This window comes from Streptomyces sp. NBC_00466 (assembly GCF_041433995.1).
GTDB lineage: Bacteria > Actinomycetota > Actinomycetes > Streptomycetales > Streptomycetaceae > Streptomyces.
Genome location: NZ_CP107896.1, coordinates 7,280,853 through 7,295,506, shown reverse-complemented (window position 1 = coordinate 7,295,506; position 14,654 = coordinate 7,280,853). Strand labels below are relative to the sequence as shown.

Sequence of the window (14,654 nt, the reverse complement as noted above, 5' to 3'; positions counted from 1 at the left end):
CCCGGAGACACGACGCGACGGCCCTACGGGCCGTCAAGATGCCGGGTGCTCCGCACCCTTGGCCGCCTTCGGCGTCCTGAAACACCGTCACCTTCGGTGACGGTCCGGGCCTTCGGCCCGTAGGGCCGGCCTCCGGCCTGCCCTTGGCTGGCTAGGAGCCATGGTGCCCTGTTCGCCTGTCTGTGTTGGTCAGTTGAGGGTTACCGGTGTGCTTCTCGTGTTCCTGGTCCGTCGTTGCCAGTCGCCCACGGCTTCCGTACCCCCGCCGCTTCCGTTGCGAAATGTGCCCGGCCCTGATCCCCCGTCAAGACGGCACCCCACGGCTAGCCCCTGCTTCAGGAACGCAACAACCGCAAGAAGACAGGTCTACACCAATCAAGCCAACAGTATATGGCGGGGGCTGTTGGTGAGTCTGCAGGTACAGATTCCTTCTTCGCCGTAGAGGGATTTTTCGTATACGGCCAAGGGCCCGTATATGGCGAGGAACTCAGTTCCTGCGATGGGCGCACACCCGGCCCCTCACCGACTGGTAGACACATGTGGAGAGGCTACTCAACTCTCTTTACCCGATTAGAAATCGCGGACGCGATTACCGCCGTTTGACCACGAACTCCAACCCGGTGACCAGAACGCTAATGACCGTGTCAGTGGCGCCCCACCGGATCGGCGAATGCCCGGATGCTCGTGGATGACGTACACGGTCACAGCCGCGAACGGCGCGATAACAGTTTCAGCAGGGCGTACACGAGTGGCTGCCCGCCCTGCTGTGGAGCGGGAGCAGTCGAGGGATTGAGGTCGGGCGGCGGGGTGGTCGTCGTCAACGTCCTTCGGAAATGAGTCAGAAGCCGACCGGTTCCCGCATGCATCGAGAGAGTTGAAGGTCGCGCCCACCCGCCATCGGTGGTGGAACCCATCGGCGGCGTATCCCGGCCGGTGTGGTCGCGCAGTTGCGCGCTGGCTTGTTTATGCGCCGATTCCGATGGATCCGACGTAGGCGTATGCCGCATAGTCGGAATCCAGGTCGGTGATGATGTCGTCCCAGATCTCGTCCAGGGTGTTCATGTCGCCCTTGCCCCAGGCGTCGACCATGTCGTCCCAGACGTATCGCGCTTGCACTGAGCGCTCGGTGATGGTCGGTCGGCGGTACTTCTCGTTTACGGCGGTCTGGTCGACGGGGTAGATCTCGATCCGGCGGCCGCGGCCCTGGTTGTCGAGCAGTCGTTTGAGTGCCCCGGAGCGGATGATGTTGTCCCGGCGGCGCTCCTGGTAAGCCCTGTCGAGCGCATCGAGCTTGGGGCGGCTGGGGTGTGCTCCGCGTTTCCAGGAGCGTAGGAGGCGGGCGCTGATGCCGTGTTCGCGGAGGACTTCGCGGCCGGGGCCGGTGTTGAGGTAGCGGAGGCGGGCGGAGAGTCCGCGGTTGGTGGTGACGGGTGAGGCGATGCCGCCTTCGCGCGCGATCCGGTCGAGTTCGGCGGCGAGTGCTTGGGCGCCGCTCATTCCCTGGGCGCCGTGTTTCTGCCATTCGCCCCATAGGTCGGTTGCTCCGCCGGCCATGGTCTACTCCCCCAGTGTGTAGATGGTCTTGGCCTTGACCTGTGGCAGGTCTCGGCCTTCTGGGAATACCTGTTGCCAGTCTCCGGCGACGTGGAGTTCGTCGGTGCCTGACATTTGAACGACCGTCAGTCCTGACGTGTGGGCTTTATGCGCTTTCAGCCACAGGTTCGCGAATGCCTGACTGCGGATGATGTGCATCCAGTCGGGGCGTCGGATTTCCCGGTTCGCGCTGCTCTCGCCGATAGTGGACACGAACTTAGAATACATCGATTTCACGTATTCCAGGGCCACTTCGTCATTCTGTGAAATGGCTTCCTTTCGCACTTCGGCGAGAGTGCGGCGCATCTTTTCCAACAGCCCTTCCGATGCTCCGGATGTCCACGATTCGTGAATGGTCGGCGCCTCGCAGTACCCCAACTTCACACAGCGCAGCAGGAGACGGAGTGTCGGCTCGGTGACCCACAGGTCTCCCGGTTCTTTCCGTGCGCCGAGTGGCGAGGGCAGGTCCGGCTGCTCCCAGACGGGCGGGGTGATGCGGTGGATTCCGGAGCGCTTCGGGTCGTGGCGTTCGCCTTCGGAGTGCACCAGCTTCCCGATCGGCAGCCATGCCTTGAGTGCGCTGAGGTAGGCGGCGTTCATGTCCAGTGCGGTCACTTCGAGGGTGATGTGGCCGCGGCGCGCGGAGGCGTGCAGCTCCTCGGAGCGCCATTTGGGCCGGGCTTCCCACACTTGATCCGCGCCGCGCTGTGATGCCTTCCGCAGGATGTCGGCGGTGGGCGGGAACTCGCTGTGTTCGTATCGGCCGCCGACCCGTGAGGCGGCGAACAACTTCATCACGTCGGGGACTGCTGTTTTGATGAGCGCGGCCCGTGTGGCCGTCAGGTCGCCGCTGTGCGTGGCGAGTTCTTCCTCGATCCGTACGCGGACGAGGTCAGCGAGTGGGCCTGCGGGTGCGGCCACTCGCTTCGGGGCCGGTGTGGCGGTGGTGGCTGCAGGCTCGGTCGGGGTGGAAGGTGAGGGGGGCTCAGGCTCGCTCGTCGGCGCTGGCGAGTCCGGAGCGGGGGCCAGCACTGCGGTGCGTGCGGGTGCGGGGGTGTCGAGCGGTACCAGGGTCTGTTGCCCGCCGCTGGCGATGCGGTCGGCGGGGAGCTTCGTCATGGCGTGGGTGGGGCCCGCGAGGAGGTCCAGCACGGGCATCCCCCAGTGCGCGGCCAGGCGGTCGCAGTCCGTCAGGGTCCACGCCGCTTTTCCGTGCTGTCTGCGGCTGATCTGGCTTTGCGTCAGTCCCAGGGCGGCGGCCAGGGCGGACTGCTGCTCGCCCGTGCGGTGCGCGATCGCGGTCACCGTGACCCGCAGGGTTTCCTCCGTGCTCATCAACATGAACACACCCTACCTATCCAATGAGAATAGCGCATAATAAATGCGGCATGGACATATTTCGAAACGTCTGGCATCTGGGTGGCAGCCGGCCCCCAGAGGGCCATGGGGATGATGCAGGACGTGAGGAAGGCGGCACCGCCCGTGGCGACCATCAGCGGCGTAGCGAGCGCCGGATGACGGTGCGCCAGGTTGGCCGTAGCACCCAGGGCCCGGCAGGCCCGGCATCCCGTGACGAAGGGCCCGCCCGAGTCGTCGGTTGGGCGGGAGTACGGGGGCGAGCGGCGGGTGCGCACCCCCGGGGGGGGCGAACGTGTTCGTTACGATCGGGGTGTGACTGCGAAGCGAGAACCGGTCAGCCGGCGTGAACGACCTGCGAAGCCCGCCCTGACCCGGCACGGAATCGTCGATGCGGCGGTGCGGGTCATGCGGTCCGAGGGGCTGGAGAAGTTGACCATGCGGCGCCTGGCCCAGGAACTGGACACCGGCCCGGCCTCGCTCTACGTCTACGTGGCCAATACCGCCGAGCTGCACGCCGCGGTCCTGGACGCGCTCCTGGGTGAGGTGGACCTGCCCGCCGTCGGGGCCGGGGCCGCCTGGCGTGACGAGCTCGTAGCGGTGCTGGCCTCCTATACCCGCCTGCTCTTCGAGCACCCTCAGCTGGCCCGCTCCGCACTGGTCGCACGCCCCAGCGGCGCGAACTACCTCAACCTGGTCGAACGCCTCCTGCTGCTGCTCTCCCGCAGCGGTGCCCCGCGCGAGCAGGTCGCCTGGGGCGTGGACAACCTCCTGCAGTACGCGACCGCCACCGCGGCGGAGCACGGCACCCAGGAACGCGACCCGATGAGCCAGGCCGACTGGGACGCGCTCGCCCGCGCCGCCCACGGCGTGGACGAGGACGAACACCCGATGATCAAGGCGCACCTGCCGGCGCTGCTGTCCGGCGCCCAGGACGCCCGACTGTCCTGGGGCTTCGACCTCGTGATCAACGGCATCCTCCACACCCCCGTCCCGGACGCCACCGGCTGATCCCGGTGGAGCCCTGAGGGCCGCAGGCTCCCACCCCTGGACGGCCGGTCCGTATGCGCGTGTGGGACACGGCACACCTCTGGACAAACTTGTTCGCTACGAACATGTTCGTTACGTTGGAGGGGCGGGCCTGCAAGGGCGGCCGCAGCGCCATCCCCACCCTCAGGAGGACCCCATGAACACGCACCACCCCATCGCGATCATCGGCGCAGGTCTCGGCGGCCTCACCGCCGCCCGCGTCCTGCACGTCAACGGCATCGAGGCGGCCGTCTTCGAACTGGAGGCGTCGCGGGAGGCCCGCACCCAGGGCGGCATGCTCGACATCCACGAGGAGAACGGCCAGAAGGCCCTGCACGCCGCCGGTCTCCACGACGGCTTCCGCAAGGCTATCCACGAGGGCGGCCAGGCCATGCGCGTGCTCGGCCCCGACGGCACCGTCCACGTCGCGGAAGAGGACGACGGCACCGGCGGCCGGCCCGAGGTCGACCGCGGCGACCTGCGCGACCTGATCCTCGACTCGCTCCCGGACGGCACGGTCCGCTGGGGCAGCAAGGTCACCGGCGTGCGCGCCCTGGGCGGCGGACGCCACGAGGTGGCCTTCGCCGACGGCTCCACCATCACCACCGACCTGCTGATCGGCGCCGACGGAGCCTGGTCGCGCGTACGGCCCCTGGTCTCGGACGCCGAGCCCGCCTACACCGGCATCTCCTTCGTGGAGACCGACCTGCTGGACGCGGACACTCGGCATCCGCGCAGCGCCGCCGTGATCGGCGGCGGGTTCTTCATCTGCCTCGGCCACGAGCGCGGCTTCCTCGCGCACCGGGAGACCGACGGCAGCCTCCACGCCTACACCGCCCTCAAGGCGGACGAAGACTGGCTGGACACGGTCGACTTCACCGACCTGCCGGCCGCGAAGGCAGCCGTGCTCGCCCACTTCGAGGGATGGGACGAGGCCCTGCGCGGCCTGCTCGCCGACGCCGACACCATGGCCCCGCGCCGCATCCACGCCCTGCCGGTGGGCCACCGGTGGAACCGCGTACCGGGCGTGACCCTGCTCGGCGACGCTGCCCACGTGATGTCGCCCTTCGCCGGCGAAGGCGCGAACCTCGCGATGTTCGACGGCGCCGAACTCGCCTCGGCCGTCGCCGCCCACCCCGGCGACACCGAGGCAGCCCTGGCCGCCTACGAGGAAGCCCTCTTCCCGCGCAGCGAGGCCTCCGCCGCCGACTCCGCCCAGAGTCTGGAGAGGATGTTCGGCCCGCAGGGCCTGGAGCAGATGACGGCCTTCTTCACCACCGGCCCAGCAGCCCCGTAACCCCCCGGACGCCCAAGACCACGCGGCCGCCCGCCCGTACGGCGAGACCGCCCGCGGAGACGGGGCACGCCCGCCCGGAACACCGCAGGCCGCGTCCCCCGGCGGGCTCACCGGCCAGCCCAGCAGGGCCGGTATGTCCGCCGCACACAACTCACCCGCGTTGGAACACCCACACCCCCAGGAGTCACGTTGCCGAAGATCGCGATCGTTCTCAGCAGTACCCGCACCGGCCGCGCCGGAGCCAACGTCGCCCAGTGGGTCCTGGAACAGGCCCTTGGCCTGCCTGCCCTCCGAGGTCAGCAGAGGGAAGCGCCAGCCTCCCCACCGACGACAGTTCGTCGAAGGGTCAGCCCTCTGGCCTATACCGCACCAAGAAATCCCGGATCGAGCGGGCCCATCTGCAGGGCGAAGTCAGCGGCGACACCGAGGACTTCACGCATCGGCACGGCATGGCGACTGGTGGCCGCAAGATCCGCTTGAGCCTCCTGCGACCACAAGAACGGAATCACCGAGATGCCCTGAGAGAAGGGCAATGAGGCCGCCTCCTCGCGCCAGCCTGGCCAGCGCAGCGCTTCATAGAACTTCTCCAGCCGTCCGGACAGCATCCAGGAGATCCATACCGAGTGACCCATCTCCATCGCTTCCCACTCCAACGTGTCGGGGGCGAAGTAGGTCATCTGTCCTGGGACACCGGGTCGGCCCGCCGCTTCCGGGTCGTGGCCGTTCAGCGCGAACACCCCGCCCAACACGTCGTGGCCGACGACCAGTCCCTTCGCCGGCTGCCAGGCAGGATCGAAATGGGCGGGGAACGCATTGACCTGGGCAAGGCTTGGCAGACTGCCGTCGTCTTCGCCCGACCCGCCGCCGAACACACGCACCCATCCGTCATCGAGGACCAGGCCGCCGCAGCTCAACGCCACGGCGCCGAGTACTGATCGCGCCGTGACTTGCATCTGCAGCAGGCACCGGCGGCTCTCGCCTCGGTCAACGGGCAGCACCTCTACCGGAACAGCGCTGGCCGCGAACAGCTCCTGCAGCTCGGGCCAGGCCGGATCGTCCACGTTGATCAGCTCATCAGTTCCACGCACCCGACGATGATCCCAGTGCTGCCCGACGTCTCCGGCTCCAGGTCCGAGAGACAGATTCCTGCAGACGGAGGGCGAGGCAGGCTCCCGAAGTTCAGAGAAGCCTGCATCCGCTGCCCTGTCCTGCGGCCCGATCCCGAGCAGATGCCCCGATTGGCAGAGATCCACGCGAACCTGCTCGACCGGCTCCAGGAGGCCAAGGAACAGGGATGGCTCGGCGAAGTGGAAGGCCTGGAGATCAACCTCGCGGGCACCGAGGAGAAGCTCGCCCAGCTCGACGAACAAGCCTCGGCCGCGCAGACCGTCACACACTTGGGCCTGCCTACCTTCCGTCCCCGGCCGGACAGGTGAATCGCGGCCCGGTCAGGGATGGTGATGGCTCACGGCACGAGCGGGCGGTCGACGACCTACCCCTGGCCCAGGAATGCGCGCACGTCCGCTGCCAGAACCGTCATGCCTTCACCGGCCTCGATCACGTTCGTCACGGTGCATTTCCAGTCTTCGGGGAAGAAACCGGACCGCAAGGTCCAGCTCAGATACACGTGACCGCCCGAACCGAAAGTTGCTGCCACGACCAGATGGTTGTTGATCCAGGCCTGCTCGCCCTCCCAGCCGCGGAAGTCGCGCGCAAGGCCATCGAAGAAGTCGCCCAGGTTGTCCCAGACGGTCACGGTCACGCTTTCCCGTCGTGCACGGACACCATCGGCAGCAATCTCCACGGTGAAGGCGGCCTCATACTCATCCGCCCGCGACCAGTCGAACAACCGGGCGGATGGCGCGAGTGCCCCAGGCCCCCCAACCACGAGCTCGACCTGCCCTGGACCCACCTCGATCAGACTCACCCGCCGAAGGGTACGGACACCAACAGGCAGACGGCACTGTACGTCGCTTCCGGTGGAGCGAGAGGTGATCGTATGAGACGAACCGAGTACGACGTGGGCCAGACCGCCAAGCGTTGGAAAGTACCCGTATCCGCCTTCCGGTGGGCCTGGCACACCAGGCTCATCCCCGCCCCGGGATACGTCGTCCCCTCAGTGGTCCCGGGCTGCCGTGGAGTCGCTGGACGCTGACGCCATCCGGGCCACGATGCCCTCCCCGCCCATCGGTGGCGGCGCGGCGGCCGACCGGATCGCCGACCCGCTCGGCACCCCGGACCGACCGCGTACCCGGCATCGTGCCGGTGCCAATGGCCCTCGCCGTGCTCGCGGCACTCCCCCTGGCCCGGGAGAGCCTGGAACGTGAACAGGTATTTCAGGTCATAGGCGTAGGCGCACCAGGTGTTCGGCGACAGCCCCCGGTCGCTGAGATGCCCCAGAAACCGGCAGACCGGACCGATCCCGGAACCGGATGTGTCGATCAACGGGACGCGACGGACGATGCCGCCGTCTGGGTCCTTCACCACACGCAGCCCGCACTCCACAGCACCATCAACGAGCGGGGACGAGGAGCGCGACGCCAAGACGCTGAACTCCACCCGGGAGTGTCCGGATAGGAACCTGCTCGGCCGCTACAGCTTCACCGCCCCCGGCCGCCAGCGCCCTGCGCCCGCTTCGGGACCCTGATACGCCAGAGCTGGACGAGGATGAGGACGAGTCGGTCGGCTCGGAGCGAGTCGGGGCCGTCACTGCCTGCCTGCCTGCCTACCTACCGGCCGTCGCCCGGCGTCACAGGAGGGCGCCGCCGGAGACCTCGATGCGCTGGGCGGTGACCCAGCGCAGCCCCTCGGAGGCCAGCGTGGCGATGGCGTCGCCGATCTCCTCAGGTTCGCCGACGCGGCCGAGCGCGGTCTGTCCGGCCAGAACCTGGCGCATTCCGGCGTCGTCCCGCATCGCTCCGCCGTTGAAGTCGGTGGCGGTCGGCCCCGGGGCGATGGAGTTCACCCGGATGCCGCGAGGTCCGAGTTCTGCGGCGAGGGTGCGGCTCAGAGCTTCGACGGCGGCCTTCGAGGCGGAGTAGGCCGAGGTGGCGGGGCTGGTGTGGCGGGTCAGTGACGTCGAGACGTTGATGACCTGGCCGCCCTGGGCCAGCAGCGGCACGAGCGACTGGATGAGGAAGAACGTGCCCCGGACGTTGGTGCCCATCACCGTGTCGAAGTCGTCGATCGTGACAGTCTCCAGCGGCCCGAAGACTCCCACTCCCGCGTTGTTGACCAGGATGTCGAGCCGCGAAGTACCCCAGCGCTCCAGCTGCGCGCCCAGTTCGGAGGTGAAGGACGCGAAGGAGGAGACGTCGCTGATGTCGAGCCGGAGAACAGCGGCCGTCCCACCCACGGCCTGCACCTGTTCCACCGTCTTCTCAGCCCCGGCTGCATCACCGCGATGGGTGACCACGACCCGCACCCCGCGTGTGGCCAGGGCGATGGCCGCGCTGCGCCCGAGGCCGCGATTCGCACCGGTCACCAAAGCGGTCTTGTCGACTGTCATGAACTTCCTCCACGATGCGACAACCAGGATGCGCCCAGGTGCCACCGATCTGATGCGAGTCACTCGACTCGCCTTGCTGCTGCACCGTAAGCGGGCCCCCGAGGCGAGTCAAGTGACTCGCCTCGGGGCTGCGGCATACTCTCCGCATGGCAGCAGAACTCACCGCGCATCACCGCAGGCTCGCCCAGCAGAAGCGCGAGGCGATCACCACCGCGGCCACAGAACTGTTCTTGGACCGTGGCTACGACGGCACCTCCCTCGCGCGGATCGCCGAAGCAGCCGGGGTCTCGAAGTCCACCCTGTTCAAGCAGTTCCCCACCAAGGCGGCCCTCTTCGAGGCCATCGTCACCGAGTCCTGGCAGCGCGACGCCGGCGATACCGCCGCGCGGCCACAGCCGGGAGATCTGCGCTCCGGTCTGACAGCCATCGGCCACCGCTACGCCGACCTGATCGGCCAGCCCCGCATGACAGGCCTGTTCCGGATCGTCATCGCCGAACTGCCCCGTTTCCCCGAGCTGGGACGGATGCAGTTCCAGCTCGGCAAACTGCCCTACTTTGCCTCCGTCCAGCACTACTTGGAATCCGAGCATGAGGCGGGCAACGCTCATGTGCCCGACGCTGAGAGCGCCGCGAACCAGTTCCTCGGCATGATCGCCAACTACGTCCTGTGGCCCCGCATGCTGCTGACCGGCTGGAACCCCGCAGCCTCCGACATCCACAACACCGTCGAAGAGGCCGTCCAGACCATGCTCGCCAGATACACCCCCCACCCGCCCGCCTGACCCGGAGCCAGAATTTCCACACCGCCGCGCAATGCCAAAGATCGCAGCGCCATCACCCGCGACACCCGTCGGCAAACAATCGTTCAATGACAGGCCGAGGCGGCGTCCAGTGAACCCGTGCAATCCGGGGGCCGGGGGCGGCGCGAATCCCATCAGACCCGATGGTGATTGCTGACAGGGTTTGACGACAGGCAGGGTCCGATCCTTTCGTACGGAAGGGGCCCCTCGGTGGCGAACCTGGTCTACAAGCGGGTCTCGACCGACCAGCAGCCCACCGCCCGACAGAACCTCGTCCTGGCCGAAACCGGCATCAAGGACCCGGTCGTCCTCGACGAGAACGCCGGCACCTCCAGCCGCCTCCACCCACTCCACGCCCGAAGTTCCGCGCGCCCCTCGACTACGCCCGGCCCGGCGACACCGTCCACATCTCCGAGATGTTCCGCCTCGTCCGCGGCACCGGCCACATCCTCGACATGCTCGACGTCCTCCACTAGGGCCGCCTCGCCCTGCGCATCCACGACGGCGCGTTCTCCGCCATGGACCTCACCGCCCGCCACCCGCGCACCGGCGAGCAGCTGTCCACCGTGAAGTTCATGGTGCAGACCCTCGCCGCCGCCGGCGAACTCCAGCGCGACCTCCCGCGCGAGCTGACCGACCTACGACGGCCTGCGCACCGGCTGGGGCAAGGCCAAGCAGCAGGAGACCCGCGACGCGGTCCCCGATCTGAGCATCAACAGCCCCTATGAAAGCGTGCCAACGGCTGCCGCCAAGGCACTCGCATCCTTCCTCGCGACCGGCCAGTACAGTGCCCGCAACGTCGATGAAAAAGCCGAAGCATCCAAGCTGGTCAATGACGGCGGACCGGAGGTCCAGGCAGCCGCGAAGATGGCTCTGTCCGGCCCAGCCGGTGTGCTGCACGACTTCATAGAGGTCGGGCCGTACATGGCCGACCGCAAAGACCAGCTCGCCGCCACGCATGTCGCACAGGTCACGAGCCTGGTCGCCAAGGCCGACGCGATCTCCGCCACGGCACGACAGACAGGATGACGCGTTCCCGGTCACTTCTGGATCTGGGCCGCCCGGGGCGCCGAGTCGCCCTTACGGCGTGCAGCATCCGCAGCACACGGGGGCGAATCGTCCGCGCTGCCTCGATGCGCTGCGGGGACTCACCGAACCGGAGCGGAGACCACAAGAGCGAACGAGTGCCCGGCAGGATCGGAGTACAGGCGGACGTCGCGTCGGCCGCCGTTGTTCTTGGTGTCGAGGGGCCGCGCGCCGAGGCCGATCGCCTCACGTTCGGCCTCGTCCATATCGTCCTGGGACACCAGGATGCGAAGGTGCGCCTGGGAGGCATCATCGGGCCGCGGCCAGCTCGGCGGAGCGTAACCGTGGTCCTTGCGGACCGCCAGATGGACGCCGTCGTTCCCGATGACCTCCATGACGTCAGGGTCGGTCCCCATACGCGCTTCCGCTCCGAGCAACTGAGCGTAGAAATCAGCCAGTTCTGCCTGCTCCGAACAGTCGAGTACAAGCACAGTCGTTTTCGGAACTCCCATGGTCCTCCTGCTTTCGGTCTGCGGCACATCCCTGCTCTCTGGGGAGCCGTCTACCCCGCCCGGCCGCGCACACGCCGGCCCCGTCCCGGCGAGAGTGGTCGATACGAGCACCGCCCACCACCCGGGATGCGGACCTATCCGGGGGCACGCCGGGTGAACCCGCCCGGCATGCCCCAGGGGGCACGAGGTCCTCAGGAAATAAAGGAACCGGGAATCACCATCCAACGACGATGCGATGCTGCCGTCTCCGAGGCGCCCGACACCGACACACTCCCCACGCCGGCCTCCGCGCCGCCCACAACATCAACACCGTGCACTCGACACCAACACCGACCAGGAGTAGAGCCCGGGCCGGCGCCGCCCGCCTACAACGCAGGCTGCCGAGGGCTGTTCAGAGGGCGAAGGCGAAGGAGGTGCCGGCGGTGAGTCCGGAGACGGTGATGAGCCGGCGGGGCTTGAGGCACGTGAACGCGGTGTGCATCGCGATGCCCGCGACGACGGCGTACGGCATGGTCCGAGGGATGAGCAGCGCGGGTAGCAGTGCTGTCTCCATGGTGATGCCGGCGGTGGCGATCAGGCGCCAGTGATGGATGCCGCGGCTGGTGAGAGTGCCCATGTGGTGGCGGACGAAGCCGGCGATGGCGTACTGGCGCCGGTAGGGCAGTTGTTCCCTGACCTGGGTGTAGACGTGCATCCACTGGGCGAGGTAGAGCCCGGCGGGAATTGGGGAGAGCGAAGCTTCTGCCAGGCGCTGTTCCAGTAGATGTCCGTGGTGATCAGGACCAAGAGGCACTGGGCCCAGGTGCTGGCTGTGTTGCGGCCGTGGTCGATGTGGAGCCCGTGGCCGAGCCGGCCTGCGGCGAGGAGGCTCGCTCCGGTCAGCAGGGTGTAGCGGATCGCGTTGGGGCTCTCGAGGCAGAGGAGTTCCATGGCGGCGCCGGCCAGGACCAGGAGCGACAGCCCGGATGCCAGTGCAGCGGCCAGGGTGAGGGCCGCGATGGTGCGGGTGATCAGTACGGGGCGGTAGGCGCGGGCGAGGAAGCGGGCTCGCCCGGGGCCGAAGCGCTGTTCTGCCAGGTGGAAGCTGAGGGCTTCGGCGGTGGAGCGGTTCCAGGCGCCCTGGCCGGTGGAGAGGGCGAAGCACACGGTCAGGACGGTGCCCAAGACGATGCGGAACATCTGGAGCCGTGCGAGGTCGGTGGGGTAGTGGAATTTGGAGGCAAGGGCTTCAAAGAACCACATGGCTGTTCCACACGTCCACGTGCTGCTCACCGCGCGAGGACAGGACGCGGCCGTATCCGTCAACGCGGTCGTAGCGGTCGTAGCGGTCGTAGCGGCGGTGCGGGTGAGGTGGATGAGAATCGCCTGGAACTGTGGGGGGGGGCGAGGATGAAGGAGCCCGGGGAGAGATAGTCGTAGACGTTCACCGGCTCGGTGACGCCGTCCTTCGTGCCGGTGAGGGTAGCGATGGTGAAGGTCGCCCGGCAGAACATCTACCAGCACAGCCAGTAGCCGGGCAGGCGGGTGAAGCCGGTGATCATCCACGTGACCAGGCCGAGGGCGACGGCGATCTGGGCAGCGGACAGCACGGATACACGCATGGGTGAGAGCCTCCGCACGGGAGGGTGAAGGTGGGGGTGGGCGGGCCCCGGACGCGGGGCCGCCGGGATCAGCGCTCGGGCTTGGGCGGGCGCTGCATCAGCGCGGCCGTGGCCTGTTCGAGTGTGACCTTCCCGTTCAGCAGTGCGGTGATCACGTCGGTGATCGGCATCTCGACATCGTGTGCGTGCGCGAGGGCGAGGATCGCCTCGGCCGACTTGGCGCCTTCGGTGGTCTGCCGGGTCGCGGCGGTTGCCTCCTCGACGCTCAGGCCCTGGCCGAGGTGGTTGCCGAAGGTACGGTTGCGGGAGAGCAGGTGGCGACCAGGTCGCCGAGGCCGGCCAGTCCGGCGAGGGTGGCGGGGTGGGCGCCCATCGCGACGGCGAGCCGGGTGGTTTCCGCGAGGCCACGGGTGATGAGCATGGCGGTGGCGTTGTCGCCCAGGCCCATGCCGGAGGCGATGCCGACCGCGAGTGCGATGACGTTCTTGACGGCGCCGCCGAGTTCACAGCCGATGACGTCGGTGCTGGTGTAGGGGCGGAAGTAGAAGGTGTGGCAGGCGTGTTGGACGCGGCGTGCGGTGTCCTCGTCGGTGCAGGCAACGGTCGCGGCCGCGGGCTGTCCGGCCATGATCTCGGCTGCGAGGTTCGGCCCGGAAAGCACCGCGATCCGCTGGGCGGGGACACCGGTCACCTCGGTGATGACTTCGCTGGCCCGCCGGTCGGTGTCGCGCTCGATGCCCTTCATCAGCGACACGATCACAGTGTCGGGCCCGATGTGCGGTGCCCACACGGTGAGGCTCGCACGCAGGGACTGCGCGGGGATCGACAGTACGAGGAAGTCCGCACCGTTAAGGGCTGCGGCCGGATCGGTCGTGGCCGTCAGCGCGGCGGGCAACTCGGCGTCGGGGAAGTACCCGGGGTTGTGGTGCGTTGAGTTGATCGCGTCGGCGATCTCGCTGCGGCGGGCGTGGACGATGACGTCGGTGCCCGCGTCGGCCATGATCTTGGCGACGGCGGTGCCCCAGGACCCGGCCGAGAACACCGCCGCACGGGCGGAACGGTGCTGGGTCACTGCGAGATCCTCTCGTCCGACACGGGCCTGTCGTAGGGGTTACCGTGAGGCCCGGTCATCCTATCGGCCGCGCCGGGTACCTCCGGGGTGCCGGCGGGGCGCCGCAGAGTCAGCAGGACGGCCCGCCGGCCGGCCAGAGTGGGCAGCATCGTGTGCGCTTCGCCCAGCAAGCTCTGTACCTGGTCTCCGCCGAGCTCGCGCCGCAGACCATCGGCGTGGGCCATCCACAGCTGACAGAGCCGCTCCCACCGCGGACGTCGCCGGCGAATCCGGCGGGCAGTTCGCCCGCGGCGATCGAGTTCCATGGAGCCGAGTTCGCCGATGCAGAGGAGGTCGACGCCGCCGCCCTCCCAGTGGTCCCGGGCTACGGTGGAGGCGCTGGACGCCGACGCCATCCGGGCCACGATGCCCTTCCCGCCCATCGGTGGCGGCGCGGCGGCCGACCGGATCGCCGACCCGCTCGGCACCCCCCGGACCCGACCGCGTACGGCGAGAAAGCGAATGTGACAGCGTTCGTGGTACGGCGGTTCGCCGACCGCGGTCTCCCGGTGCCCGCAGAAGGGTCACGTGGCTGGCGCAGGTGCCGGTTCAGCGGCGCCTCGTCGATCCGCTCGTGGATCGAGACCACAGGTCGGCGAGGACTTCGGCGACCCGAAAACGGGAAGCGCCGCGGTAGGTCATCTGGTCCTTCATCGCCACGGCGGCACCGAACCGACCGTGAACCGACGCGAACTACGTGCTCAGCCCCCGCACAGGGCCTGCTCAACTTCATGAACGCCCTGGGTGGCAGGATCGGTCCGGCCGCTGCCGCGGGTCTGTCCGGCATCGTGCCGGTGCCGGTGGCCCTCGCCGTGCTCACG

At 68.4% G+C, this 14,654-nt stretch carries 14 protein-coding genes and 1 pseudogene; 5 read left to right on the top strand and 10 right to left on the bottom strand.

Translation table 11 applies throughout. The annotated features are described in order from the left end of the window. Positions 1-963: 963 nt before the first annotated feature. The gene (locus OG210_RS32600) at positions 964-1,554 is read right to left on the bottom strand and encodes a hypothetical protein (RefSeq protein WP_328322959.1); all 591 of its coding nucleotides are present in this window, start codon (positions 1,552-1,554) and stop codon (positions 964-966) included. Positions 1,555-1,557: 3 nt separating this feature from the next. After that, entirely contained in the window at positions 1,558-2,934 is a 1,377-nt protein-coding gene (locus OG210_RS32595) for a helix-turn-helix domain-containing protein (protein ID WP_371540114.1), read from the bottom strand. Positions 2,935-3,264: 330 nt separating this feature from the next. Between OG210_RS32595 and OG210_RS32590 the strand changes: the two genes are divergently transcribed. Beyond that, positions 3,265-3,960, top strand: coding sequence for a TetR/AcrR family transcriptional regulator (locus OG210_RS32590; RefSeq protein WP_371540112.1), 696 nt, complete (start codon positions 3,265-3,267; stop codon positions 3,958-3,960). Between the two features lie 175 nt (positions 3,961-4,135). Beyond that, positions 4,136-5,275 carry an FAD-dependent oxidoreductase gene (locus OG210_RS32585; RefSeq protein ID WP_371540110.1) on the top strand — a complete coding sequence of 380 codons (1,140 nt, stop codon included), beginning with the start codon at positions 4,136-4,138 and terminating at the stop codon, positions 5,273-5,275. 359 nt (positions 5,276-5,634) lie between these two features. On the opposite strand, the gene OG210_RS32580 is transcribed toward OG210_RS32585, so the two are convergent. Further along, the gene (locus OG210_RS32580) at positions 5,635-6,363 is read right to left on the bottom strand and encodes a DUF2625 domain-containing protein (protein ID WP_371540108.1); all 729 of its coding nucleotides are present in this window, start codon (positions 6,361-6,363) and stop codon (positions 5,635-5,637) included. 141 nt (positions 6,364-6,504) lie between these two features. Here OG210_RS32580 and OG210_RS32575 point away from each other — a divergent pair, with 141 nt between their 5' ends. After that, positions 6,505-6,711, top strand: a complete 207-nt coding sequence (locus OG210_RS32575) for a hypothetical protein (protein ID WP_328322969.1) — start codon at positions 6,505-6,507, stop codon at positions 6,709-6,711. A gap of 56 nt (positions 6,712-6,767) precedes the next feature. Here OG210_RS32575 and OG210_RS32570 read toward each other — a convergent pair whose 3' ends face one another. Both OG210_RS32570 and OG210_RS32565 read right to left on the bottom strand, forming a co-directional pair. Then, the gene (locus OG210_RS32570; protein ID WP_328322971.1) at positions 6,768-7,202 is read right to left on the bottom strand and encodes a DUF6228 family protein; all 435 of its coding nucleotides are present in this window, start codon (positions 7,200-7,202) and stop codon (positions 6,768-6,770) included. Positions 7,203-8,024: 822 nt separating this feature from the next. After that, the gene (locus OG210_RS32565) at positions 8,025-8,783 is read right to left on the bottom strand and encodes an SDR family oxidoreductase (RefSeq protein ID WP_328322973.1); all 759 of its coding nucleotides are present in this window, start codon (positions 8,781-8,783) and stop codon (positions 8,025-8,027) included. 146 nt (positions 8,784-8,929) lie between these two features. Between OG210_RS32565 and OG210_RS32560 the strand changes: the two genes are divergently transcribed. Together OG210_RS32560 and OG210_RS32555 are read left to right on the top strand one after the other, a co-directional pair. Continuing rightward, positions 8,930-9,565: a TetR/AcrR family transcriptional regulator gene (locus OG210_RS32560; protein WP_328322975.1), complete on the top strand. Its 636-nt coding sequence runs from the start codon at positions 8,930-8,932 to the stop codon at positions 9,563-9,565. 750 nt (positions 9,566-10,315) lie between these two features. Beyond that, positions 10,316-10,612, top strand: a complete 297-nt coding sequence (locus OG210_RS32555) for an ALF repeat-containing protein (RefSeq protein WP_328322977.1) — start codon at positions 10,316-10,318, stop codon at positions 10,610-10,612. 119 nt (positions 10,613-10,731) lie between these two features. Here the strand turns inward: OG210_RS32555 and OG210_RS32550 are convergent, their stop codons facing one another. The 5 genes and pseudogenes from OG210_RS32550 to OG210_RS32530 form a co-directional block, all read right to left on the bottom strand. Then, complete coding sequence (locus OG210_RS32550) at positions 10,732-11,121, bottom strand: VOC family protein (RefSeq protein WP_328322979.1); 390 nt, start codon at positions 11,119-11,121, stop codon at positions 10,732-10,734. 391 nt (positions 11,122-11,512) lie between these two features. After that, positions 11,513-11,737 carry a hypothetical protein gene (locus OG210_RS32545; RefSeq protein ID WP_371540104.1) on the bottom strand — a complete coding sequence of 75 codons (225 nt, stop codon included), beginning with the start codon at positions 11,735-11,737 and terminating at the stop codon, positions 11,513-11,515. After that, positions 11,695-12,363 carry a hypothetical protein gene (locus OG210_RS32540; RefSeq protein WP_371540102.1) on the bottom strand — a complete coding sequence of 223 codons (669 nt, stop codon included), beginning with the start codon at positions 12,361-12,363 and terminating at the stop codon, positions 11,695-11,697. The genes OG210_RS32545 and OG210_RS32540 overlap by 43 nt, the downstream gene beginning before the upstream one ends. A 427-nt stretch (positions 12,364-12,790) precedes the next feature. Then, positions 12,791-13,722: pseudogene (locus tag OG210_RS32535) on the bottom strand (NAD(P)H-dependent glycerol-3-phosphate dehydrogenase). A 68-nt stretch (positions 13,723-13,790) separates the two neighbouring features. Continuing rightward, positions 13,791-14,261 carry a hypothetical protein gene (locus OG210_RS32530; protein ID WP_371540100.1) on the bottom strand — a complete coding sequence of 157 codons (471 nt, stop codon included), beginning with the start codon at positions 14,259-14,261 and terminating at the stop codon, positions 13,791-13,793. Positions 14,262-14,654 lie beyond the last annotated feature (393 nt).